This is a genomic window from Paenibacillus validus NBRC 15382, from assembly GCF_004000985.1.
In the GTDB taxonomy this organism is placed as follows: Bacteria; Bacillota; Bacilli; order Paenibacillales; family NBRC-103111; genus Paenibacillus_G; species Paenibacillus_G validus.
In genome coordinates, this window is record NZ_BIMH01000008.1 from 107,360 (window position 1) to 128,770 (window position 21,411).

Consider the following 21,411-nt stretch of genomic DNA (forward strand, 5'->3'; position numbering starts at 1 on the left):
TTCAAATGCGTTACATTTCTGCCGCGTGTGCGGTTCTCGGGAGAGGAAACAAATAGGGACAAGGGCCGTTGACATACGGACAACGGTCCGGTATGCTTCGGAAAGCTTGCTGCAGGCAGGCGAGTAAACCGAGGCGGCCGAATCGAAGGCATTCGGGGCTTCCTGACGAAAGGGAACGGATCGAAGATGGAGAAGCGCGCTGTGTACACGAACACGTACCGTATTGCTTTGGGTGATGTCGATTTTCTAAAAAGCATGAAGCTGAGCGCCGTATTCAACGCTTTTCAAGAGATCGCAAGCAGACATGCGGATCATCTCGGCTTGAGTATTCAGGCTGTCGAGCTCAAGCGGAATGCGGCGTGGATATTAACCCGCATCCTCGTCGAGCTGCTGCGCCGCCCCCGGTGGAATGAAGAGATTCGAATCGAGACCTGGCCGCAGCCGCCGAAGAAATATGAGTTCGAGCGGGATTATGCGGTCATGGACAACGAGGGGAACGTCCTGCTGAGGGCGGTTTCCACCTGGGTCCTGCTGGACATCGACAAGAGGGAGCTCTTGAAGTCCGACTCGGTGGCGATCGATCTCCCGGCGTTCGAGACGAAGAGAGCCATCCTGTGCAAACTCGGCAAAATCAAGCCGTCCGGTACGCCGGAGCCGGTTTACAAGCGGGTGATCGGCATCAGCGACATCGACGTTAACGGCCACCTGAACAACTCCAAGTATGTCGATTTCATCGTCGATTGTTTTTCCATCGAGCAATATCGAAGCTGCCGGGTGAAGTCGATCCAGGTCAACTATGTCCAGGAAGCGCTGCCCGGCGATACGATATCGTTCTTCCGCGACGCATCCGCGCTGGCGGAAGCGGGCCTGATTTATATCGAGGGGCGGAGCGAGCAGGACGGGCGCACGATTTTTACGTCCGAGCTGGAAGTCGAGGCGCTGTAAGGAGAGTCAACACCGGCGCGAGGAACGGATCGGCAATCGTCGTTCCGGTTTCCGCTGTGCCTCCCGATCCGGCTTCCGTTCCTTCCCACGTTCCTGCCCCCGTGCCGCTCCCCCGAACGGCTTGCGCGATCGCTTCGCGCCACGCGACGACCTCGGCCTCGGACACCGAGGCCAGCCAAATATGCCGCCGCCCGCCGCTGGACTCCGCACGCTTCGCCGCAAGCAGGAAGGCGGCCCAGCTCTCCTCCCGCCGGGGATCGACGATTTCGGCGATGGCGAGCTTGTGCAGGAAGGCGGCGCGTTTGGCGGCTTCCAGGAAAGCGCCCGATCCGACCAGATGCAGGGCGGCTGCCCCTTGCTCCTTCGCCGCCAGACACATCCGGAGCAGCAAGCCTTGATAGCCTGTCGCGTCCTGCTGCCGGAGGTGATGAAGGTACAGCTCATACGGATGCCGCCGCGTCAGCGTGCCCTGAGGCCAGTATACGTTAACGACCGACGGGTCATAGCTCCCGTGATCGAGGAAATGCAGGCGTCCGTGCTCGAACCAGCGCTCGTCCACCGGCTCACATATGCGCGTGTACGTTCCGAAATGGTTATCCTGATGCCGGAGATTGCCGAGCAGCGAGGCTTCTTGGGGCGTCGGCATGTCAATCAGCCGATGCAGCGGTTTGAAGGATTCGCGGGCGCCCAGCGCCGGGCGGCAATCCGGGCGTTCCGCTTTCCACGCGTAATAATAACGTTGAAACGCCAGAGCCCCCTCCTGAAAAGCGCGCTTATAGGCGAGCTCCTCCCCGCTAAGCAATACGTGCGCCAACTGCGGCTGTACACGGCCCTGCTCGTCCCTCGCGTATCCCGTCGTCGAGCCGAAGGCGCCCATCATCAATTCTTCGAGAAAGGCGGGACTGCGCACCAGCGCTTTGCCGAGCTCCTCATTCTCGCCCGAGCTGCCGAGGAACGAACGAATATCGATTCCCTCCAGTAGCAGGTCGCCGATTCCGGCGCCGCCGACGGCAAGCAGATGAATCGTCGGCGGATCTTCCCCGGCCCGCGATGCCGCGCCTTCCGATTGCTCCGGATGTTCCGGACGAACGCGACCGTATTTCAACGCGGCGTGCAGCGACTTTTTGATGTTGCCGTGAAAGCCGATATCCAACGTCACCATACGCTCCGGCGTTTCGCAGGTCTGCTTCAAGTAATCGCACAACAGCTGCCGGTGGTGCGCGATGGCGGCGTCGATTTTCGCGCGTGTTCGCGCATCGAGCAGAAACCGCCGCAGCTTCTCAAGCAGCGTGCCGGCCTGCTCATCCTTCATCGTGCGGCATTCCTGCAGCGAGAGGCCCAGCGCTTCCCCGAATGCGTGCGCCTCCTCGGCCTGGCCGAGCTTCTGCAGCAATTCGCCGACCTTCGCGTCGCCGGAACGGAACAAGCGTTCAAGCTCGGCTTCGTCGAAGCGCCTGAGCGAAGCCAAGTACGTCGCTTGGCGCGATACGTAAAGCGGCACAACGCGCAGCGGAATGCCGCGCGAACGAGCAGCCTGCTCCAGCATAGGTGTGAGCAGCACCCCTTCGCGCATCAGCGGATGCACTTCCGTGCGGTTCTCCGCGATGCATACGTCAATCGCCCAGTCGCACAGCGCCGTCAAGAACGGACCGGCCATCCCCGCGCCGATCTCGTGAAAGGCTGCCGCCTCAGCAGCGGCAGGCGCCCCGGTCTCCGGCTGACGCTGACTGACCCCCGCCAGCTTGCGCAGCGATTTCAACGGCGGCAGCACGTCGCGATGCCGGACCGCCTCCCAATGGTAAGCGCTGTCGAAGGACTCGGGCACGACCGCATAGTGAATGGCGCGAATGCGCTGCAGCGCAGCGCCTCGCACGTCCGCCCGCTCGTTGTCCCCGATATGTACAATCGCTTCGCGCGACAGGCCGGGGCACAGCTCCAGCAGCCGTTCGAACAAGCCGCCCGTCGACTTATTCCGGCGCTGCTCTCCTGAGACGAGCAGCACGTCGATCTCCGTGCGCTCCAGCCCCGCCGCCGCCAGCAGGTCCAGCAGCTGCTCCGAGGACAAGTACATGTCCGACAGGAGGGCGATCCGTTTGCCCGCAGCCTTGCAGCAACGCAGCAGGGAGGCCACGTTCGGGTTCAAATAACACGTCTCGGCCTCCGTGGCGAGTTCGATGCGCAGAACCTCCTCCGGACGGCCGAGATGCGCCGGCATTTCGGCGTAGATGTCGCTCAATGTAATCTCGTCGTGGCCTTGCAGCCGCAGCTGCTTATCCCGGGCCCGGCGTTCGGCCGTTCCGCGCATCGAGCGGAATTCGTGCGGGCTGACGGACCGCTTCAACGAGCCGGACGAAACCGCGCGTTCGGCCGTTCTCCTGAAGACGTCGGTAGGATGGTCGCACGCCCGCAGCAGCAGCGTATCGAAGATATCCAGGCTGAGCATTTCTATTTTTTCGTACGTATCGTCTCTGGCCAGCGGCGCCAAATACCGGTCACCTTTCCATAAATCCAGGGAATGCAGCATACGGTTCATCCTTACAAGCCTCCAATTCATCGACCGGTTAAACCGGCAACCGACATCGGCTTACCCGATGGAACAGCTGCGGGAAGGTCGTGCTATATCCTTCGACGTTCGAGGCTGATTTCCTTGAAACCCGGAAGCGGCTTGTACCGTTCGCCATGGAGAGTTTCTTGCCGGAGGGCACACGTTTCATTTGTTTAACAATCATTTACAGTAACCATAACGTACATGAATATTTAAGCTGTTAAGCTATGCCCGTCATCCCCTTTCATCCTTAATCGGATTAAAGTTTGACGCAGTTAATGGTTTGGGCGATGGACGGAATGTCGTCATGGGCGGCACCGGGAAAAACTTTATATGCTTGGTCAATTCGGCCCGTTAATAGTTCGAAAGTCAATCCCTATCTCTCCTTTTATGGTATAATTATACTACTATTTATCGATCCGAAGGGAGCAAGCTCGCATGATTGGGGATGAGTTTCATTACATACGGCAGAGAGGAGAGCCGCGGATGCGGATGAGGTGGCTGCTGCCGTTCTTCTTCGCGCTGCTGTTGATTTTGCCGATGGCCGTGTCCGATAAATCCGCGGCTGCTTCGATTTCCGGCGGAACGGGTACGGATTTGCCGATCGCAGCGCACGAGCAGAATGATGTCACGCTGCTGCCGACAGCCGGATTAACCAACCCGGGAGCGGGCACGTATGCCTTCAAGGTAAACAGGCAATTGGAACCCGTCAGCATCGTGGAAAATCCGTCTTTGACCGGATTAATCGTCGGAACCGAAGATCTGACTTCTCGTCTCAATGCTTTCGATCCGCATTTTGAATTCGATGTAGACGTCCCGTACGGTCAGGAGAGCATCGACATTACCGCATATAGCATGTTGCAGTCGACCATCACTTTGCATTTAGGTACGGAAACGATGGAACCGGGCATCCCTTACCATTTGTCGTTGACAAGCGGATCCAACACATTCGTCATCACGACGACTTCGAATGACGGCAACCTGCATGTGTCCTATACGATCCGGGTACACCGTGCTGCTCCGAGCGCTGTTGATCATTTGAGCGTAACGGCGTCGCCGGAAACTGCAAGGGTGTATAACGAGACCGAATGGAGCCTTTCCTTTACGCCTACGGAGCCATTGACGCACGAAGATAAGATTTATTTGGCCCTGACGCCAGGGTTTACTTTCAATTTCAAAGAAAACAACAGGATTTATTGGAGCGGCCTCCCTGCGGTGACGGTGAACGACATTCCTGCCAGCGCCGTCATCCTTACGACAAACACTTCGAACGAGGACGTTCTGGAAATTTGGCTCGGTGAGATGCCTGCTTCTTCGACGGCTAACGTTGTCTTGAAGCAAGGAGCTCTTCGTAACCCGCCGACGATGGGCAGCGTTCAATTTCAAGTGACGACGAGCAAGGACACGACTCCGGCTGTCGCTTACGGTACGATAGCGCCAAGCTCGTTAAACGTGGCAGCCTCCAATCTGACGGCAAGTGCGCAGAACGTCGCCTATAGGTTGACCTATACGGCGAGAAGCGAAATCAGCGAGCATAACCGGATTTATTTGAAAGTGCCGTTCCATATAAGCAACGAGGCGGCCGAAACGGTCCGGTTAAATGATACGGCGCTGCAGCACATCGGATCGGATGGGAACGGCGTGTACTATTTAACGCCTGCGAAGGATCAGATCATTGCAGCCGACAGCCCGGTATCGCTGGAATTTAGCCCCGCGGCGGGCATTGCCAACAGCTGGCAAAGCGCAGAGCCTTTGCTGATTGGGGTAAGCACCGATGATCAAAAACAGGTTTTGGACTATTTCCCCGTTATCTATGAGATGGACGAAACGAAACCGACCGGCGGCTTTACGGTGAATGGCGGAGCGGCCAAGACGTTCTCCCGCCGGGTAACCTTGGATTTGAGCGCAACGGATGGAACGGGGTCCGGCGTGTCCGGCGTCATCGTATCGGAGGATCCCGAATTTGAGCATACGGCTAATTACCCGTATGTGCCTCAGATTGATTATTTGCTCAGAGGGAGTGATCCGGTTCACACCCTTTATCTGAAATTTTCGGACTGGGCGGGGAACGAAAGCGACCCTTATACGGCAACTATCCAGTACAGCAGCGAATTGAACTTGTCTTCGTTGGCTGTGGACGGCGGTTACGCTGTTTTTCCCGAAGTTTCGGATGAGGCTCAGCATTACTATATCCAGGTGCCGAACGATGTAAGCACCCTAAGTTTGACGCCCGAGACGAACGATCCAGACGCCGTTCTCTCGGTATCGCCCGATGTGCTGGATGCGAACGGTCGAATTACGCTGCCTTCGCTGAGGCCGGGCTCGAACGAAATCACGATTACGGTTTCCAAGGGTGCCGATCACAACGTATACGGACTGACGGTTTTCCGTGAATCGTCTCCGCTGATCGGCATCAACAATGGAGATATCGTGTCTCTAGGCTCCAAAGAATGGATCGTCGTCGATAAAGACCGCCGCGAGCTTTTGTTGAAAGAGGTCGATACGGGCTGCCCTGACTCGACGGACAATGACGGTACTTGCCATTGGGGCGTCAGCGGTTCTTCATGGTACTTTGAGGGCGCAGAAGCGGATGGTTATGTGTTCCGGCCCGAGCAGCCGGGGAGTATCGCCCATTATTTGAACCACATGTTCTGGGGGGAGCTGGGTGCCGATCAGAGCCTGGTTCAGCGTCATCCTTTCGATCAAACCCTGTATTTGCTAAATTACGAAGCTCCGCTTGCCGACATGACGAGAAGCTCGTTCGAAAGTAAGGTTGTAGCGAATGTAGGCCTGCTGGGGGTTGACCGGTATGAAGCGCTCAAGGCGGAGCTGTCCGCTTACGAATCGGAGTTCACGTATTTTCTGATGAATCCGATTCGGGCGGAGTCCGAAAATGCTCATTTCATATTGGCCGTAGATTCATTGGGCCATGTACGCTACTCGGACGCCCCGTCCGCGGTTCGTCCGGTTGTGTATTTGAAGCCGAGTGTTAGCAAGACGACCGGCAGCGGCGTTGCCGGCGATCCTTACCTGCTGGCCGAAGTGGCGGGCAACGCGGATATCGCCAAGGTTCGGGTAGGGGAAAACGACTTCGAATACGATGCAAGCACGACGCCCCCGGCTTGGTCGGCAGAGGTGGAGGCGGAAAGCGTCATGCTGTCGGTTATCATGAGCGACAGCAGCAGCTCGTTTAGGGTCCACGATACATCGCCGGCTGCTTTGAGTTATACGGTGAACGATAACACGATTACGATCGATCCGCTTCCGAAGGGCGTTTCGACGCTTCATCTGACAACAACGGCGACGGACGGTACGACCAGGCACTATGACGTTCGCATCGCGCGTCCGGCGCTGAGCGCGCTGGATATGGTGCTGGAAGCGAAAGCGGCATTAGACGAAAACGAAATTAAAAGCGATAACTTGAGTCTGGCGAGCGTCACGCAAAATGTGCATTTGCCGGTTATCGGTTTGCACGGTACGACGATTGAATGGCAAAGCGATCAGACCGCTGTTGTGGACGTGGACGGTACCGTCCATCGCCCGCCTTTTTACGGGACAAACGCGAATGTTACGTTGACAGCGACGATTCGTAAAGGAAACGCATGGCAGACAAAGACATTTGAGTTAACGGTGCTGAAGGCCGAGCCGGCAACGGCCGACCATGAAGCGGCGGTGGCAGCCGCGAAGGCGGCGCTGACGTGGGAGTCGATCCGCGGCTGGAACAGCGCGCCGGATCGAGTGGTTTCGAATCTCGCCCTCCCTACGAAAGGCGCAAGGGGAACGATGATTACATGGAGCTCCAGCGCATCGTCCGTCATTTCACCAAACGGAACGGTCACGAGAGCCGCCTACGGTTCGGGCGACATTACAGTGACGCTGACGGCAAAGCTGACACGAGGCAACGCGAGCGCCCTGCAGCCGTTCATCCTTACCGTTCTTGAGGAAGAACCGGAGACGGATGCGGATGCCATCGCGGTAAACGCGGCCTATCATGCCTTAACTTGGCTGGAGCTTCGCCAGGCGAACACGGACATCGATAGCGTGACGTCAAGCGTGTACCTCCCATCCGCAGGTGTACAAGGAACAACGATTCAGTGGAGCTCGAGCCAACCTTCGGTTATCGCGCTGGATGGAACCGTCGTGCGACCGTCGTACAGCCAGGGCGATGCTTTAGTAACGCTGAGAGCGGTCATTAGCCGCGGCGGAGCATACAGCGAGAAGCTTTTTGTGGTGAAGGTGCTGAAGCTGGAGCCGACAGGGGCGGAAGACCAGACAGCCGTAGAGAGAGCGAAAGTCGAGTTGACGGAGTTCATCCATACGTCCTATAACCTGGGCGGTATTACGACGAATATGCAGTTACCTGCGACAGGAGCGCAAGGTTCATCGATTTCATGGATTTCGAGCCATACGGCGGTGGTCGGTAATGACGGTACGGTGAATCGACCGGCTTACAGCGCGGGCGATGCGACGGTTACCTTAACGGCTACGATTAGCCGGGGCGGGGCAAGCGTTCAACAACTATTTACGGTTACCGTTGTAAAAAGGGCCCCGTATCCTATGGGTGAGCCTGTAACTGCGGATACCAACCGGCCTATGGTATTTAACGGCGGCATCATCCTTAATTTGGCCGGTGCCAGCGTGGGCAGCGGTGCAACCGTATTGGTGACCGCCGGCGCAACGGACGATATGAGACCAGGCATGCAAGTAGCAGGCAGCGTGGCACATATTTCACTGTCCAACGTAACGCTGGCTCCGGGCAGTACCGTTGCCCTTACCTTGCCGGTGAATGCCGCGGCGGACTTATCCAAAGTCGGAGTATTCGACTACAACGAATCGACAAAACAATGGGAAGCTTTACCAACATCCATCGATCCGGATACCCGTCAAGTCACGGTGCACATCTCGCACTTCTCCACGTACGGGGTGTTCGAAGCCGATACGGCGGCTGCGCCGATCGTTTCGTTCAACGAACAATCTCAGCTTGTGCTGCCTTCCGTGAGCGGCATATCTTATTATTACTCGCTGGACGGAACAGAACCGGGACGAGAGTCGCTTCTTTACAATCCGGCAGCCAAGCCGACAATCGGGCATACGACTCCTGTACACGTGGTGGCGGTCGAGTCCGGTAAACGGAACAGTTCGGTTCGGGCCGCGGCGACATTGGAGTATGTCATCGGGCAGGCGAAGAGTCTCAGCGATTGGAATAAGGACGGGAAGGTCGACTCGTCCGACATGAAGGCGCTGCTGAAGCTCATTCCGGCCCGCCGTGAATCATCTGAATAAAAGGAGGAGGCTGACGATAAGCTGCATGTCGTCAGCCCTTATTTTTCAGTAAAAGGAGGAGATTTAGTCAAATAAACGACTTTATAAAACCGTTGACATAGGGTAGGGGGGTACTGTATGATATCGGTATCGGAACAGGAGGTGCCCACCATGATGAACAGTTCTCACGAAGTCGAAGATCCGATGTCCTGCAGCGATACTCTCTGCTACCCGCCGGACGATGAAAGAAAGAGCCATCATTTCGAGAAAGAAAAGGCCAGCCTGACTGCGAGATTGAACCGCATTGAAGGTCAGATTCGCGGCGTTAAAGGCATGATCGAGAAGGATGCGTACTGCGACGATGTGCTGAACCAAATCGCGGCGGTGCAAGCGGCCTTAAATGGAGTCGGCAAGCTGCTGCTCGCGGCCCATATGAAAAGCTGCGTTATCGAGCGGATCGAAGCCGGCGAAAGCAACGTGATCGACGAACTCCTGATTACGGTTAACAAATTAATGAAATAATATCAGCGAAGGAGGGATACCGCATGTCGAACGTTACGTTGAAAGTAGAGGGCATGTCCTGCAACCATTGCGTAAATTCCGTCGAGGGAGCGCTGAAAAATTTGGGCGCTGTCGGCAAAGTAGACCTTGCAGCCAAATCGGTAACCGTCGAATTCGACGAAAGCAAGGTTTCCTTGAACGCGATTAAAGAAGCGATTGAAGATCAAGGCTATGATGTCGTGTAACGACGAATCGCGCGAAAGAGAGCACCTGGGTATTAACTTGGTGTGCTCTCTCTTTCCTATAACTCGACAACAGAATCGACATAACCGGATGTAAAGCGGCGATTGCAAGAGAGGCCAGGAAGTGTGTAGGGGAGAGCAGAGATATGGAGAAAACCGACCAGGCAGGAACGCAGCAGCAGACGACTTTGCAAATTACCGGGATGACCTGCGCCGCTTGCGCCAACCGGATTGAGAAGGGGCTCGGCAAGCTCGATGGCGTCACCGAAGCAACCGTCAATTTCGCACTGGAACAAGCGTCGGTCACGTATGACCCGGATCAAATAAAGCTCCAGGATATGGAGCAAAAAATCGAGGCGCTTGGTTACGGTACCGTCAAAGAAACGGCCGATTTCCAAATCGGCGGCATGACGTGCGCGGCTTGTGCGACCCGCATCGAGAAAGGGCTCGGCAAGCTCGGCGGCGTCACTCGCGCGAATGTGAACCTGGCGCTCGAGACCGCCCGTATCGAGTACAATCCGGCCCAAGTGTCGATAACCGACATGGTGCGCAAGGTCGAGCAGCTAGGCTACACCGCCGCCCTGAAGCAAGAGTCCCGGGAAAGCGGGGACCACCGGCAGCAGGCGATCCGCAAGATGCGGATGAAGCTGCTCGTATCAGCCCTCCTTTCCCTGCCTTTACTGTGGGCGATGGTCGGTCACTTCTCCTTCACGTCCTTCATCTGGGTGCCGGCTCTGTTCATGAACCCGTGGTTCCAGCTCGCGCTGGCCACACCGGTACAATTCGCGATCGGCCGCCAGTTTTATACCGGCGCTTACAAAGCGCTGCGCAACGGCAGCGCCAACATGGACGTGCTGGTGGCGTTGGGCACTTCAGCGGCTTATTTTTACAGCCTTTATCTTACGGTCCAATCGTTGAACGCTCACGGGCATCAAGTCGAGTTGTACTATGAAACAAGCTCCGTCCTGATCACGTTAATATTGCTCGGCAAACTGTTCGAAGCACTGGCCAAGGGACGTTCTTCCGAAGCGATTAAATCTCTGATGGGGCTGCAAGCCAAGACGGCGCTTGTCTTCCGCCAAGGGCAAGAGCTGCAAATCCCGGTGGATGAAGTGATGGCCGGCGACGTGATCATCGTGAAGCCGGGCGAGAAAATTCCGGTGGACGGCCTCGTGCTTGAAGGAACGTCCTCCGTCGACGAATCGATGCTGACGGGAGAAAGCATTCCCGTGCAAAAAAGCGCCCAAGACCGTGTCATCGGAGCTACATTAAACAAGAACGGCATGCTTAAAATCCAGGCGACAAAAGTCGGCAAAGAAACCGCACTGGCGCAAATCATTAAAGTCGTCGAGGAAGCGCAGGGCTCCAAAGCGCCGATTCAACGGGTAGCGGACGTCATCTCCGGCATCTTCGTGCCGATCGTTGTCGGGATCGCCCTCGTCACGTTCCTCGTCTGGTTCTTCTTCGTCGAACCGGGCGAATTCGCCGGGGCGCTGGAGAAGGCGATCGCCGTGCTCGTCATTGCCTGCCCTTGCGCCCTGGGACTAGCGACGCCGACTTCCATCATGGCCGGCTCGGGGCGTTCCGCAGAGCTTGGCATCCTGTTCAAGGGCGGCGAGCACCTCGAGGCGACGCACAGAATCGACACGATCGTCCTGGACAAAACGGGCACGGTAACGAAGGGCAAACCGGAATTGACCGACGTGCTGCCTGCCGAAGGCATCGACCCATCCAGCTTCTTGCGTTGGGTGGGCGCCGCGGAACGCAACTCCGAGCACCCGCTCGCCGAGGCGATTGTGGCAGGCGTCCAAGAGCAGGGCCTTGCCCTGCCGGAAGCCGGGCAATTCGAGGCGATTCCCGGCTTCGGCATTCGCGCCGAGGTGGAAGGCAAGCAGATCGCCATCGGCACCCGGAAGCTTATGACGCAGCTTGGCGTTAGCCCCGGCGCGGCGCTTGAGACGATGAGCATGCTTGAAGAGGCTGGCAAAACCGCCATGCTGGTCGCCGTGGACGGTACCTATGCAGGGATGGTGGCCGTCGCCGATACGATCAAGGAGACATCGAAAGAGGCGGTTGCCCGCCTGCAGGCGCTCGGGATCGAAGTCATGATGATCACCGGCGACAACGAGCGGACGGCTCGGGCGATTGCCGCGAAAGCCGGTATCGACCGGGTGCTGGCCGAGGTGCTGCCGGAAGGAAAAGCCGCCGAAGTGCGCAAGCTGCAAGACGCCGGCCGCAAGGTGGCGATGGTCGGCGACGGCATCAATGACGCGCCTGCGCTTGCGACAGCGGACATCGGCATGGCGATCGGAACCGGAACGGACGTCGCCATGGAAGCGGCTGACGTAACGTTGATGCGGGGCGATCTTAACAGTATTCCGGACGCCATCTTTTTAAGTAAAAAAACGATGAGCAACATCCGCCAAAACTTGTTTTGGGCGCTCGCCTATAACGTGATTGGCATTCCGATCGCAGCAAGCGGCTTTCTCGCCCCTTGGCTCGCGGGAGCCGCCATGGCGCTCAGCTCCGTCTCGGTCGTGCTGAACGCGCTGCGCCTGCAGCGGATGAAGCTCTAATTCCCACCTTCGACAAGCCGGGCCTTGATGGTCCGGCTGTTCCGGTTTTGCTTGGCAAAATGGCCAACCAGGGATCAGCCGTCTTTTTCCGCTTCTCTCTTGACTCCCGATCCTCTATAATGAGGAATGGTGGACAATAGAGAGTATATGGGAGTGTGAGGAAATTGAACGACTTTTGGTCGGCCGTCATTCTGGGCATTGTGGAAGGATTGACGGAGTTTTTGCCCGTATCTTCGACGGGTCATATGATTTTGACGGCGCACTTGATTGGTTTCACGGGCGAAAAGGCGAAGACGTTCGAGATCGTTGTACAACTGGGTGCCGTTCTAGCCGTATTTGTCTTGTATTGGCGGAGGTTTTTCGGCTTTCTCAACTTGAAGCGAAGCCTCTCGAACAGCGGTCGAGTCAACCTGATTCATATCGCGCTGGCCATGCTGCCTGCGGTCGTCGTGGGCTTGGCGCTGCACGATTTGGTCAAGAAATATTTGTTCGGACCGGGAACTGTGCTCATAAGCCTGGTGGCCGGAGGAATTCTGATTATTATAGCCGATCGGGCCCGCGTGCGCGTGACGGCCGAGACGATGGACGACATTACATATAAGCAGGCGTTCGGGATCGGCTTATTTCAATGTTTAGCGTTATGGCCGGGTTTTTCACGCTCGGGCTCGACCATTTCCGGAGGGATATTGCTCGGGACGAGCCAGAAGGCGGCAGCTGAGTTTACGTTCATCGTGTCCGTGCCGATCATGTTCGCCGCGACCTTCCTGGATTTATACAAAAGCCGGGATTTGTTGTCCATGGACGACTTAGGTCTTTTCGTTACAGGGCTGGCCGCTTCCTTCATCGTCGCGATGATCGCCGTGGTGACCTTCCTGAACATCATTAAACGACTGAGCCTATCGTGGTTTGCGTATTACCGTTTTGTGTTAGCGATTGTATTTTACCTCATTCTGTTCTTATAAAACGGGCCATTATTTAGAGACCCCCCGTTAATTGTCCATACCGATTCCCGCTCAGGACATATATTGAACCATGTTCGCGGGAGAGTGACCCACGGCTAACTCAACAGAGGGAGTGGATCGCGAATGGGTGCTGCGGGTGCAGGCTTCGGATGGGGCGGCGGTTACTTTACGACAACGGGCGTTATTTTGGTTCTCTATATTTTGCTTGTCATCATCTTGTTTGCCGGTCTCTATTTCATCTAAGTGACGAGACTGTCCTCGCCGCATCGCGAATTTCCCGCGATGCGGCTTTTTGGCCATTATCCAGGGAGTCTAGAAAAATAAGCCGGGTAAGGTTGACATTAGCGTTGAGAACCATTATCATTGATTTATAAGGAATTGAGAATGATTATCATTGATGATAAATACATAGATAAGGGAGATTAGAGCATGCCGTCGATATTGGTCGTAGGCGCCGATCATTTGGGCAATATGCCCGAACATTTGGCGGAAATCGGATTTGATGATGTGGTGCATATGTCGGGTCGCAAGTGCCAAATGGTGCGCAAAGGTATTCCGGATAAGGTTGACGCGGTGCTCGTGCTGACCGATTACGTCAACCACAATTTGACCAAAGTGATCAAGCAGCAGGCGAAGGATCAGGAAGTGCCGATTTATTACGCTAAGCGTTCATGGTGTTCCGTGAAGAAGGCGCTGTGCGACTGTGCCGACAGCTGCGAATGGTTGAATAAATAAGAAGTCGGAGCTCGCCCGGCGCACCGCCGGACTCCGAAGCGACGTCCGGTCTTGTGCCGGGCGGTTTTCGCGTTTTCTGGTTGTCATGTATACTAGAGCTATCGGTGACTATCAGAATAAAGGAGCTTACGCCTTTGAAAAAGTTCTTGTTAGGCATGATGTGCGGTGCGGCGCTGACCGCTTCCACAACGCTGTATGCGGCAGACGGGGTTTGGGCGCTGTTGTTTCCGGTCAAGTTTCAATTCGACGGCGAAAGCCGTGACATCGGGTCCCGGTTTACGGTGCTCAATTACGAGGGGCATACGTATGTGCCGCTGCGCTTGATGACGGAAGAGCTTGGAGCGGGCGCCGCTTATGATCAGAAGACGCGAACCGTATCCGTCGTGAAGGAGCCTGTAGGCGGAACGGAGGCCGAGCGGAAAGTATGGGCTGCGCAGTATAGGTTGGAGCGGGGCATGGGGAGCAAGGACGTTAAGCGATGGTTCGGCGACCCGTCTCAAGTGACGTGGATCGATAGCTCGAGCCAGCAGATCTGGCGGTATGATCTCGGAGCCAAGACCGATTATCGCTTCGGGAGCTTGAACGAGACCGACGTGCAAGGACTGAAGCGGGGAGACTTGGACGCACAGCTGTTCATTCGTTGGAACGGCGAAGGCCAAGTAGACCGTTATGATTTGTGGTATACGTCCCGAGCGGATAACGGAGAGCGGCATATTTATACCCATATCGTGTATCCGGACGGATCGACGGCCGGGGCGCTCTATGAATAGCGGCCGTATAGGTTGAACAACTCGGGATACTTCCACGACCAGACTTGCTCAAGAGCCGGCCTTCCCCTTGGAGGAGGACCGGCTCTTCGTCATGACATGGACATCGAGGCGCTCAGCACAACGAAAAACACGATAGCGAAGATCAAATAAAGGACGATCGCGATCGCGGCGATAATTAAGGCGGCTCTCGCATAGTTTCGCTTGTTCGGGTTGGTGCCTTCTCCGAACCCCCAGACGAACAGCATGATGATGTTGACGATCGGAATGGCCAGAATGATCATCGTCAAGATCCAATCCTTGACCGAAAGCTCCTTCGCTTCGCTGCGGTCGATTGTGTGACCCGAAGGCATTCTCCTCACCTCTCTCAAAAGTTATACCTTACCACCATATGTACGTCTTCGCCGTAACATGCAAACGGCCAAAGGTTTCCCTTTGGCCGTAGTTTTGTGCTTTTAGTCAGATTAGATCAACCATGCACGGCTTACGATTACCAACAAGATGAAGAGAACCAAGATGACACCAGTCGATGTAAAACCTCCGCAAGAACAAGAGAAACCACCCATTGTTCATTCCTCCTCTAGAGTTGTTGTTGTTGTGGAGCGTGAGCTCATTAACACATAATCATACTATGTCGCAGGGCATTCGGCTGGATGGGCGAATGCCGCGCAGCCATTGAAAATGGGCAGTCGAACCCATCTTCACACCCGCCTGCTCACGAACGACGTCTGTGTAACAGGCGCTTTTTGCGTTTCTACGGAATTCTTCACCCCTTCCGGTGCAAATATAGAAGAAATATAGTGCGTTGCTTGGGCAATTTCAAAGGCTTTGCGCAAAATAAAGGGGCTGCTGTCCTTTTTTGTAAAAAGTCCGAAACTCTTTCCGTGCTTCGGCAGTCTATACTAAGTACAGAAGGAGGCGGAATCCATGAGCATTATTTTTATCCTGTTTGCGGTGTTCGCAATCGTCGTGATCGTAAGCTCGATAGGTAGAAGGAGCGGGCATTCCGGCCTGGGCAGGCGGCATCGCAGCGGGGAAAGCTTCATGTTCCCGCCTGCGTCGTCGTCTTTGGAGGACGACATGGCCCGACGTCATCATCATCATTATAGCGGTTCGGGCGACCTCGATTCGAGACGCTCCACCGATTCAGGCAGTAGGGGCGGCGGGGCTGACGGCGGCGGAAGCGGCTGGGGTGGAGGAGACAATGGCAGCAGCAGTGGCGGCGGCGGTGGAGATACCGGAAGCAGCAGCAGCGGTGGCGGCGGTGGTGGAGATACCGGAAGCAGCAGCAGCGGTGGCGGCGGAGATTGATGGAAGGAAGGGAAGATGAACGGGAGATGAACGAAATGAACGAAACGTACCGAGAGCGACTGCTGGAACGCGCACGAACGTATGCGCAGGAGGAAATGGGGCGAGACAGCAGCGGTCACGACTGGCAGCATACGGCCCGGGTGGCCCGCACGGCACGCCTGCTCGCAGAGCGTGAACAGGCGGATGCCTTCCTATGCGAGCTGGCCGCGCTCGTGCACGACATCGCGGACGAGAAGCTGAATCCGAGCAAGGAAGCCGGATTGGATAAAGTGAATACATGGCTGATCGAGAATGGCGCGGCTGAGCCGGATCGCCTGCATGTGATGGACATCATCGCCAATATGTCTTACAACGGCGGACATGGGGGGCAATTGTCTACCCTGGAGGGACGTATCGTTCAGGATGCGGACAGGCTTGATGCGTTGGGTGCGGTAGGTATCGCGCGAACCTTTGCCTATTCGGGCTGGAAAGGGCAGCTGATTTTCGACCCGGACCTCCGCCCGCGCGATTCGATGAGTCAAGAGCAGTACCGCAAGCAGCCGAGTACGGCGATTAATCATTTTTACGAGAAGCTGTTGAAGCTGAAGACGAAGATGAACACGACGGCCGCCCGTGAGCTCGCGGAAGAGCGTCATCGGTATATGGAGGCGTTCCTGGCGCAGTTTTACCGGGAGTTGGGCGTGGAGAACGACTGGGGGACAAGCGTCAGCGCAAAAGACGTGAAGTAATTTCCGGAGCGGACTATGGACGAATCGTAACGCGGTCGCCCACGAAGACGAGCCTGGATAACGCGATTACATCTGCATTGTGCATGCGGATGCAGCCGTGGGAGGACAGTTTTCCGATGGAGGAAGGGTTATTGGTGCCGTGTATTCCGTAATGCGGCTTCGATAACCCCAGCCAGTAGGCGCCAAAAGGCCCTCCGGGGTTCGGTTCTTTGTTAATAATGGTAAATTCGCCGCTGGGCGTGCCGGTCAACATGGTGCCGATGCCGACCGGATACGTCCGATAAACGCGGTTCCCTTCTAACACGTGCAGCTTTCGATCCGAAAGATCTACAATGATACGATAGGTAGGCACAACCAACATCTCCTTTTTCCGAGATGTTACAGTGTACGCAAGCTCGATCCCAAGCGCGCCTTCCGAAGTTAGCCATCCACCTGAGCGATCAGCATCCCGTCCCTGACTACGACCGAATAAGCAGCCAAGCTGCGGGCAGGTACGTTCAGACAAGCGCCCTTATGCGGATCGAAAGACCAGCCGTGCATCGGGCAGACCAACTCTTCATCCTCGATGTCGACAAGCTGGCCGGCGTGCGGGCATTTGCGGGAGACGAGCCGGTAAACGTCACGGTCTTTCAGAAGAAAGCAGGGACGTTGTTCGACCTCGACCTCGACAGGCAGCTTTTGAAATTGCTGCTCTGCGCCCAATACGATTTCTTTCATCCCCTCACCTCAAGCTCCCTAATTCGACATGGCCCGTTCGTCCTCCTACCGGTTACCCGATCGGAGTGAAAATTTTACCATCCCACGGCAGCCCTTTCTTAAACCGTGACTCGTCGTGGATTCGGTACGGCGTCAGCAGAGGGAACTGGTACATCTCCCACACTTTGCACTTGTGCACATCGAGCCCGGAGCGTTCGATAATCGCGTTGACGGCCCGCCGGGCGGCTTCGTTCGCACCTTCCATGGTGGCGAGGTCCGTATTTGTTTTCACGTAATCCGAGGCGAGGAACAAGTTGGGGATGGCGGTGTATGCCTGCGGGCGCAAATTCCACGTGTAAACCTTGTTCACAAGCAGCGGCTCCAAATTGACCGCAACCCCGTCCGGATTCGGCAAATGCACATCCTCGTCGAGGAACCACGAATGCACGTTGTCGTCCTCCAGGACGACGGCCCCGTTCACGTTCAAGCTTTGCTTCAGCTGCGTCCACACTTCTTGCATCACTTCTTCGCGCGTGCACCTCTTCGCGGGTTTGCCGAAGAGGACGCCCGGTGCCTCCCAGTCCGAAATGTCCACGGACAACACGCCTTGAACCATGCCGTCGCCATAATCGGCCAAATCGAAATCAGGCCAAAATTGCTTCTGCGACACGCTGGTCAGCGCCCAAGGCGAATCCATATAGATCATATGGCCGTGGATGATCGGAACGTCCCGCTTCAAATAAAACTGGATGCCGTTCATCCAATCGACATCTTCCGCCAGCTGCCGAATTCCGTCGAGCGTCGGGTCGGCGTGCAGCATCTCGTCAGTGACAAATTGCGCCATCACTTCAACGGGGAAAGCCGCGACGTAATAATCCCCCTGCACCTCGCAGGTTTGCCCGTTCTCCGTAATCGTCGCCCCGCTGATGACGCCGTTCTCGCAATGAATGCGCTCGACCTTGGCTTCCAGATGGTAGTCGACGCCGAGACTTTGCAAATACTCAAGCCACGGGTGAAGCCACACTTCGTTCGTCGGTCCGTCCAACAGCCGATCCGCGCTGCCGCCGGGCACGACCATGTCAAGCATAATTTGGGCGCCAACGGCCCCGACCGTGCTGGTGTTGGCTTCCCGCGCTTTAGCTGCGACCAGAATGCGCGTCATCCCGGCGAATACACGGCGAAACTGGGCCGACTGCTCATCGGCGTTGATAAAGCTCCACCACGGGATGTTCTGGTACTGCTGCTGCCGGCGATCGTCGGAGCTGGTCATGACCTGCCAGATGCGCTCCATGTACAGGCGGATCTCCTCATCGGTCAGTCCGAGATTATTGTCGAACAGCGACTTGAATGCGTCCTTCACATCTTCAATGGAATGTGGAAACTCGGTGAGAAACTCCACCGGAGGCCCGTCCACCCGAGCCAGTCCGAGCCGTGTGCCTTCGACTAAATTGCCGGCGACGCCCTGCTCGTTATCCCCGTAAGGAATCCGTTCCATCGTATCGACAATATGCTTATAGAAACGCGGAAAAAACCGGAATCCATGCTCTCCCGGCAAATCCTTCCGTCCCTCCGTACCGCTTCCCGGCACCGGCATGGAACGGGCTTTACCCCCGGGCAGCCTGCGCATCTCGTACACGGCTACCTCAAACCCTCGTTCCGCCAATTCCTGGGCCGCACTCATACCGGCGACTCCGCCTCCTAATACGACAACCTTCGCGCTCATCGACACCGCTCCCCTAATTATGTATTCCTAGATCTTTTATACCATGAATACATAGGCCTAAGGAATCAAGTTTTGATTAAAATGAGAAAAATAGCAAAAAAAGCGATATTTTACAAAAATAAACCCCCTCAACCGTCGACAAGGCCGCGAATGTTGTAAAACAACATTCGGCTTGTCCGAAGAGGGGGCTTTAATAATATGCAATTGTCGAATTGCAGCGGGTGCGGCAAACTGCAAACCGGCCGTTTCGAAACGTTATGCACAGATTGCTTGAAGAAACACATTGAGGTTTCGCATCAGATCAAACATTATCTGCAGCTGCATCCGGGAGCCAGCTTGATCGACATTTGCCAGCACACCGGATTGCCGCTGAGCACGGTTAACGAGATCATCAAGCGGGTGTAATCCTCACCAGCGCCAGATCCTGTAAAGCTTCAAGGAATAACAGGCACCGGCGATATGCTGCTCCTTCTCCGGTAACGTTTAGCCCGCGTTCCGGTTTACGTCGTCCGGCAGCCTTACCCGGATTAGCCCTTCAGCCTTCTGCCTTCAGCGAGCATGCCGATCGCTTTCTCAATCCGGCCGGCACGGGTTTCCGGTTTCTTGGCGGAGACGATCCAGTCGACATACTCCTTGCGATGGGAATACGAAGCTTGCTCGAACCTGGACTCAGCTGCCGGATACTGGCGCAGAGCGGCCGACAAGTCGTCCGGCACCTCGATCGTTCGCTCTTCCGTATCCCGTTCCATAGATACCTTCACGGTATCTCCGGATGCGGCTCCTGCAGCCTCCCTCAGCTCGCGTTTCACGACCAAGTAGTGTATGCCATCGCCCTGCGGCATGACCGAGCTTCGGTAAGGCACGCCGTTCACGGTTCCTTTGACCTTGACTTGGCCCTTGGCGCCGAACACGCTTTCCACCTGAAACGGCACCTTCACATACGTCCATGTTCCGATTCCTTCCGGTCGGTGAAGCTTGGCTTCAAACTCCATCTTGCGCATCTCCCTCGCTCCCTCTTTCCATCTCGCTTCCCCATCTTCCTGAACTTCCCTTAAAAATCGCTGAGCAGGATGCCCGGCTGACCTCTCAACCAGCGAACGTGTGTTTGACAGGCATTATACCACATCACGCTTGCCGCCGAAAATAAGCCATGCCGCCGTCAGCAGCGCCAAACAGATTGCGCAGGCGCTGCTGAGGCCGTCCGGTCCGAGCGCAGTGAGCAGACCGACGGCGGCCAGCGGCCCAAGCGCGGCCCCGACGTCGATGACGACGGTATACGTGGTCATGAAGGTAACGGCGGATCGGCCTGCAGCTGCATCCGAAGCCATGGCGTCGGTCAGCGTCGTGATCGCGGTGCTGGCCAGCATGACGCCGAGCAGCGCGAGCAGCCAGAGCGGCAGCGGCACCGGCGCGGCCAGCAGCGCGAACGAGACCGCGCCAAGGCCTAGCACGGCGGCATAAAGTCCGCGCCGGTCGGGCAGGGCGTCGGAGCGCTTGCCGATCCACGGCGAGAGCAGCGGCGACCAGCCCCAGCGGATCGCCTGCGCGATCCCGGCGAGGGAGGCGGCGCCCAAGCTCGCGCCAAACAGCGTGATCGCCGTTCCATTCGGCAAGCGGGAGGCGAGCAGGGGGCTGAGCCCGGCCAGGAGGATGCCGAAGAAGACGAACCCCATCCCCAAGCCGGAGCTTAGTGTAAGCACGGCAAAGCGTGAGCTTCGCAGGGAGGCGGCCGTTCGCTGGGGCGGCTGCGTTTCGGGCTGTTTCGCGCCAGCTTTGCTGTGAGCGGCCCGCGCAGGCAAGCGGCGCCAAGCTACCGGCAGAGCGAGCAGCATAACAGCGCCGAGAACCGCTGCGACGAGGCGCACGCCGAGCACGTCGGCCAGCATGCCACCCAACAGCATGCCGGCCAGGCTGCCCATGCCCATAATGCCGTTGTACCGGCCCAGCAGTTGTCCGCGATTGTCGCCGCCGCCGGGGGCGGACGCATCGAGGATGACGAGGTAACCGCCGATCCGCAGCAGCGACCAGGCGGCCCCCCATAAGGCGCGTGCCGCGAGCAGCAGGGCAAAGCCGCTTCCCAGGCCGAACGCCAATGTGGTCAGGCTGGCCGCTGCGACGGCTGCGGTGATGCCGACGCGGACGGGCATCCGGGCGTACAGCCAGCCGATCAACGGACCGAGCGGCAGCCGGACCAGCCGGTTGACCGACAGCAGGAGGCCGATTTGCCAGAAGGAATCCAGTCCGTACTGCTGCATACCGTAGACCGGCAGCACAATGTACAGCATGGAGTCGCCCAACAAGCAGACGCCCGTAATCCAGGCGATCGCGATAGGCGCGTGTCGTGTATCGTTCATATTGGCGAAACCCGCTTTCTGCGTGAAGTGATAAGGTTTATTGTACGTAGAAAAAAGGGTACGA

At 56.8% G+C, this 21,411-nt stretch carries 20 protein-coding genes; 12 read left to right on the forward strand and 8 right to left on the reverse strand.

Annotated features, from left to right (window positions below; genetic code table 11):
- Positions 1 to 186: 186 nt before the first annotated feature.
- Positions 187 to 945 (forward strand): acyl-[acyl-carrier-protein] thioesterase, encoded by a 759-nt coding sequence (locus PVA01S_RS08390; RefSeq protein ID WP_127606777.1) that lies wholly within the window; start codon positions 187 to 189, stop codon positions 943 to 945.
- On the opposite strand, the gene PVA01S_RS08395 is transcribed toward PVA01S_RS08390, so the two are convergent.
- Positions 914 to 3,478, reverse strand: a complete 2,565-nt coding sequence (locus PVA01S_RS08395; RefSeq protein ID WP_127606779.1) for an HAD family hydrolase — start codon at positions 3,476 to 3,478, stop codon at positions 914 to 916. The two genes, PVA01S_RS08390 and PVA01S_RS08395, sit on opposite strands and share 32 nt — an antisense overlap.
- 498 nt (positions 3,479 to 3,976) lie before the next feature.
- Between PVA01S_RS08395 and PVA01S_RS08400 the strand changes: the two genes are divergently transcribed.
- The 8 genes from PVA01S_RS08400 to PVA01S_RS08435 all read left to right on the forward strand — a co-directional run bounded on the left by PVA01S_RS08400 (position 3,977) and on the right by PVA01S_RS08435 (position 14,538).
- The gene (locus tag PVA01S_RS08400; RefSeq protein WP_164751775.1) at positions 3,977 to 8,773 is read left to right on the forward strand and encodes a cadherin-like beta sandwich domain-containing protein; all 4,797 of its coding nucleotides are present in this window, start codon (positions 3,977 to 3,979) and stop codon (positions 8,771 to 8,773) included.
- Positions 8,774 to 8,956: 183 nt separating this feature from the next.
- Positions 8,957 to 9,274 carry a metal-sensitive transcriptional regulator gene (locus tag PVA01S_RS08405; RefSeq protein ID WP_127606858.1) on the forward strand — a complete coding sequence of 106 codons (318 nt, stop codon included), beginning with the start codon at positions 8,957 to 8,959 and terminating at the stop codon, positions 9,272 to 9,274.
- A 23-nt stretch (positions 9,275 to 9,297) separates the two neighbouring features.
- Complete coding sequence (copZ, locus tag PVA01S_RS08410) at positions 9,298 to 9,498, forward strand: copper chaperone CopZ (protein ID WP_054799133.1); 201 nt, start codon at positions 9,298 to 9,300, stop codon at positions 9,496 to 9,498.
- Between the two features lie 143 nt (positions 9,499 to 9,641).
- Positions 9,642 to 12,071 (forward strand): heavy metal translocating P-type ATPase, encoded by a 2,430-nt coding sequence (locus PVA01S_RS08415; RefSeq protein ID WP_127606783.1) that lies wholly within the window; start codon positions 9,642 to 9,644, stop codon positions 12,069 to 12,071.
- Positions 12,072 to 12,235: 164 nt separating this feature from the next.
- Positions 12,236 to 13,033 (forward strand): undecaprenyl-diphosphate phosphatase, encoded by a 798-nt coding sequence (gene bacA, locus PVA01S_RS08420; RefSeq protein WP_127606785.1) that lies wholly within the window; start codon positions 12,236 to 12,238, stop codon positions 13,031 to 13,033.
- Between the two features lie 123 nt (positions 13,034 to 13,156).
- The gene (locus PVA01S_RS08425; protein ID WP_127606787.1) at positions 13,157 to 13,276 is read left to right on the forward strand and encodes a sporulation protein YjcZ; all 120 of its coding nucleotides are present in this window, start codon (positions 13,157 to 13,159) and stop codon (positions 13,274 to 13,276) included.
- 186 nt (positions 13,277 to 13,462) lie between these two features.
- Positions 13,463 to 13,768 (forward strand): DUF2325 domain-containing protein, encoded by a 306-nt coding sequence (locus tag PVA01S_RS08430; RefSeq protein WP_054795782.1) that lies wholly within the window; start codon positions 13,463 to 13,465, stop codon positions 13,766 to 13,768.
- Positions 13,769 to 13,902: 134 nt separating this feature from the next.
- Positions 13,903 to 14,538, forward strand: coding sequence for a stalk domain-containing protein (locus tag PVA01S_RS08435; RefSeq protein ID WP_127606789.1), 636 nt, complete (start codon positions 13,903 to 13,905; stop codon positions 14,536 to 14,538).
- An 89-nt stretch (positions 14,539 to 14,627) separates the two neighbouring features.
- Here the strand turns inward: PVA01S_RS08435 and PVA01S_RS08440 are convergent, their stop codons facing one another.
- Both PVA01S_RS08440 and PVA01S_RS27195 read right to left on the reverse strand, forming a co-directional pair.
- Positions 14,628 to 14,888 carry a hypothetical protein gene (locus PVA01S_RS08440; protein ID WP_127606791.1) on the reverse strand — a complete coding sequence of 87 codons (261 nt, stop codon included), beginning with the start codon at positions 14,886 to 14,888 and terminating at the stop codon, positions 14,628 to 14,630.
- A gap of 111 nt (positions 14,889 to 14,999) precedes the next feature.
- On the reverse strand, positions 15,000 to 15,101 hold the full coding sequence (locus tag PVA01S_RS27195) for a sporulation protein YjcZ (protein WP_127606794.1): 102 nt from the start codon (positions 15,099 to 15,101) through the stop codon (positions 15,000 to 15,002).
- Positions 15,102 to 15,462: 361 nt separating this feature from the next.
- On the opposite strand from PVA01S_RS27195, the gene PVA01S_RS08450 reads away from it, so the two are divergent.
- Both PVA01S_RS08450 and PVA01S_RS08455 read left to right on the forward strand, forming a co-directional pair.
- Positions 15,463 to 15,846, forward strand: a complete 384-nt coding sequence (locus PVA01S_RS08450; RefSeq protein ID WP_127606796.1) for a hypothetical protein — start codon at positions 15,463 to 15,465, stop codon at positions 15,844 to 15,846.
- Complete coding sequence (locus PVA01S_RS08455; RefSeq protein ID WP_236595701.1) at positions 15,846 to 16,574, forward strand: HD domain-containing protein; 729 nt, start codon at positions 15,846 to 15,848, stop codon at positions 16,572 to 16,574. Before PVA01S_RS08450 ends, PVA01S_RS08455 begins: the two co-directional genes overlap by 1 nt.
- 13 nt (positions 16,575 to 16,587) lie before the next feature.
- Here the strand turns inward: PVA01S_RS08455 and PVA01S_RS08460 are convergent, their stop codons facing one another.
- The 3 genes from PVA01S_RS08460 to PVA01S_RS08470 form a co-directional block, all read right to left on the reverse strand.
- Entirely contained in the window at positions 16,588 to 16,926 is a 339-nt protein-coding gene (locus tag PVA01S_RS08460; protein ID WP_054795792.1) for a L,D-transpeptidase, read from the reverse strand.
- A 68-nt stretch (positions 16,927 to 16,994) separates the two neighbouring features.
- Positions 16,995 to 17,291 carry a Rieske (2Fe-2S) protein gene (locus tag PVA01S_RS08465; RefSeq protein ID WP_054795786.1) on the reverse strand — a complete coding sequence of 99 codons (297 nt, stop codon included), beginning with the start codon at positions 17,289 to 17,291 and terminating at the stop codon, positions 16,995 to 16,997.
- A gap of 52 nt (positions 17,292 to 17,343) precedes the next feature.
- The gene (locus PVA01S_RS08470; RefSeq protein ID WP_372813767.1) at positions 17,344 to 18,999 is read right to left on the reverse strand and encodes a hydroxysqualene dehydroxylase; all 1,656 of its coding nucleotides are present in this window, start codon (positions 18,997 to 18,999) and stop codon (positions 17,344 to 17,346) included.
- A gap of 192 nt (positions 19,000 to 19,191) precedes the next feature.
- Here PVA01S_RS08470 and PVA01S_RS08475 point away from each other — a divergent pair, with 192 nt between their 5' ends.
- Complete coding sequence (locus tag PVA01S_RS08475) at positions 19,192 to 19,398, forward strand: MarR family transcriptional regulator (RefSeq protein WP_054795787.1); 207 nt, start codon at positions 19,192 to 19,194, stop codon at positions 19,396 to 19,398.
- A 122-nt stretch (positions 19,399 to 19,520) separates the two neighbouring features.
- Here PVA01S_RS08475 and PVA01S_RS08480 read toward each other — a convergent pair whose 3' ends face one another.
- Positions 19,521 to 19,994: a YdeI/OmpD-associated family protein gene (locus tag PVA01S_RS08480; RefSeq protein ID WP_127606800.1), complete on the reverse strand. Its 474-nt coding sequence runs from the start codon at positions 19,992 to 19,994 to the stop codon at positions 19,521 to 19,523.
- A gap of 114 nt (positions 19,995 to 20,108) precedes the next feature.
- A complete protein-coding gene (locus tag PVA01S_RS08485; RefSeq protein WP_164751776.1) occupies positions 20,109 to 21,347 on the reverse strand; it encodes an MFS transporter in 1,239 nt (412 codons plus the stop codon).
- Positions 21,348 to 21,411: the final 64 nt, after the last annotated feature.

Bases quoted from the DNA above. Each gene is read 5' to 3' on its own strand.
- PVA01S_RS08430 (WP_054795782.1), top strand. From the start codon at position 13,463: ATGCCGTCGATATTGGTCGTAGGCGCCGATCATTTGGGCAATATGCCC.
- PVA01S_RS08415 (WP_127606783.1), top strand. From the start codon at position 9,642: ATGGAGAAAACCGACCAGGCAGGAACGCAGCAGCAGACGACTTTGCAA.
- PVA01S_RS08450 (WP_127606796.1), top strand. From the start codon at position 15,463: ATGAGCATTATTTTTATCCTGTTTGCGGTGTTCGCAATCGTCGTGATC.
- copZ (WP_054799133.1), top strand. From the start codon at position 9,298: ATGTCGAACGTTACGTTGAAAGTAGAGGGCATGTCCTGCAACCATTGC.
- PVA01S_RS08395 (WP_127606779.1), bottom strand. From the start codon at position 3,478: ATGAACCGTATGCTGCATTCCCTGGATTTATGGAAAGGTGACCGGTAT.
- PVA01S_RS08475 (WP_054795787.1), top strand. From the start codon at position 19,192: ATGCAATTGTCGAATTGCAGCGGGTGCGGCAAACTGCAAACCGGCCGT.
- PVA01S_RS08455 (WP_236595701.1), top strand. From the start codon at position 15,846: ATGGAAGGAAGGGAAGATGAACGGGAGATGAACGAAATGAACGAAACG.
- PVA01S_RS08390 (WP_127606777.1), top strand. From the start codon at position 187: ATGGAGAAGCGCGCTGTGTACACGAACACGTACCGTATTGCTTTGGGT.
- PVA01S_RS27195 (WP_127606794.1), bottom strand. From the start codon at position 15,101: ATGGGTGGTTTCTCTTGTTCTTGCGGAGGTTTTACATCGACTGGTGTC.
- PVA01S_RS08485 (WP_164751776.1), bottom strand. From the start codon at position 21,347: ATGAACGATACACGACACGCGCCTATCGCGATCGCCTGGATTACGGGC.
- PVA01S_RS08465 (WP_054795786.1), bottom strand. From the start codon at position 17,291: ATGAAAGAAATCGTATTGGGCGCAGAGCAGCAATTTCAAAAGCTGCCT.
- PVA01S_RS08480 (WP_127606800.1), bottom strand. From the start codon at position 19,994: ATGCGCAAGATGGAGTTTGAAGCCAAGCTTCACCGACCGGAAGGAATC.
- PVA01S_RS08405 (WP_127606858.1), top strand. From the start codon at position 8,957: ATGTCCTGCAGCGATACTCTCTGCTACCCGCCGGACGATGAAAGAAAG.
- PVA01S_RS08400 (WP_164751775.1), top strand. From the start codon at position 3,977: ATGCGGATGAGGTGGCTGCTGCCGTTCTTCTTCGCGCTGCTGTTGATT.
- PVA01S_RS08440 (WP_127606791.1), bottom strand. From the start codon at position 14,888: ATGCCTTCGGGTCACACAATCGACCGCAGCGAAGCGAAGGAGCTTTCG.
- PVA01S_RS08425 (WP_127606787.1), top strand. From the start codon at position 13,157: ATGGGTGCTGCGGGTGCAGGCTTCGGATGGGGCGGCGGTTACTTTACG.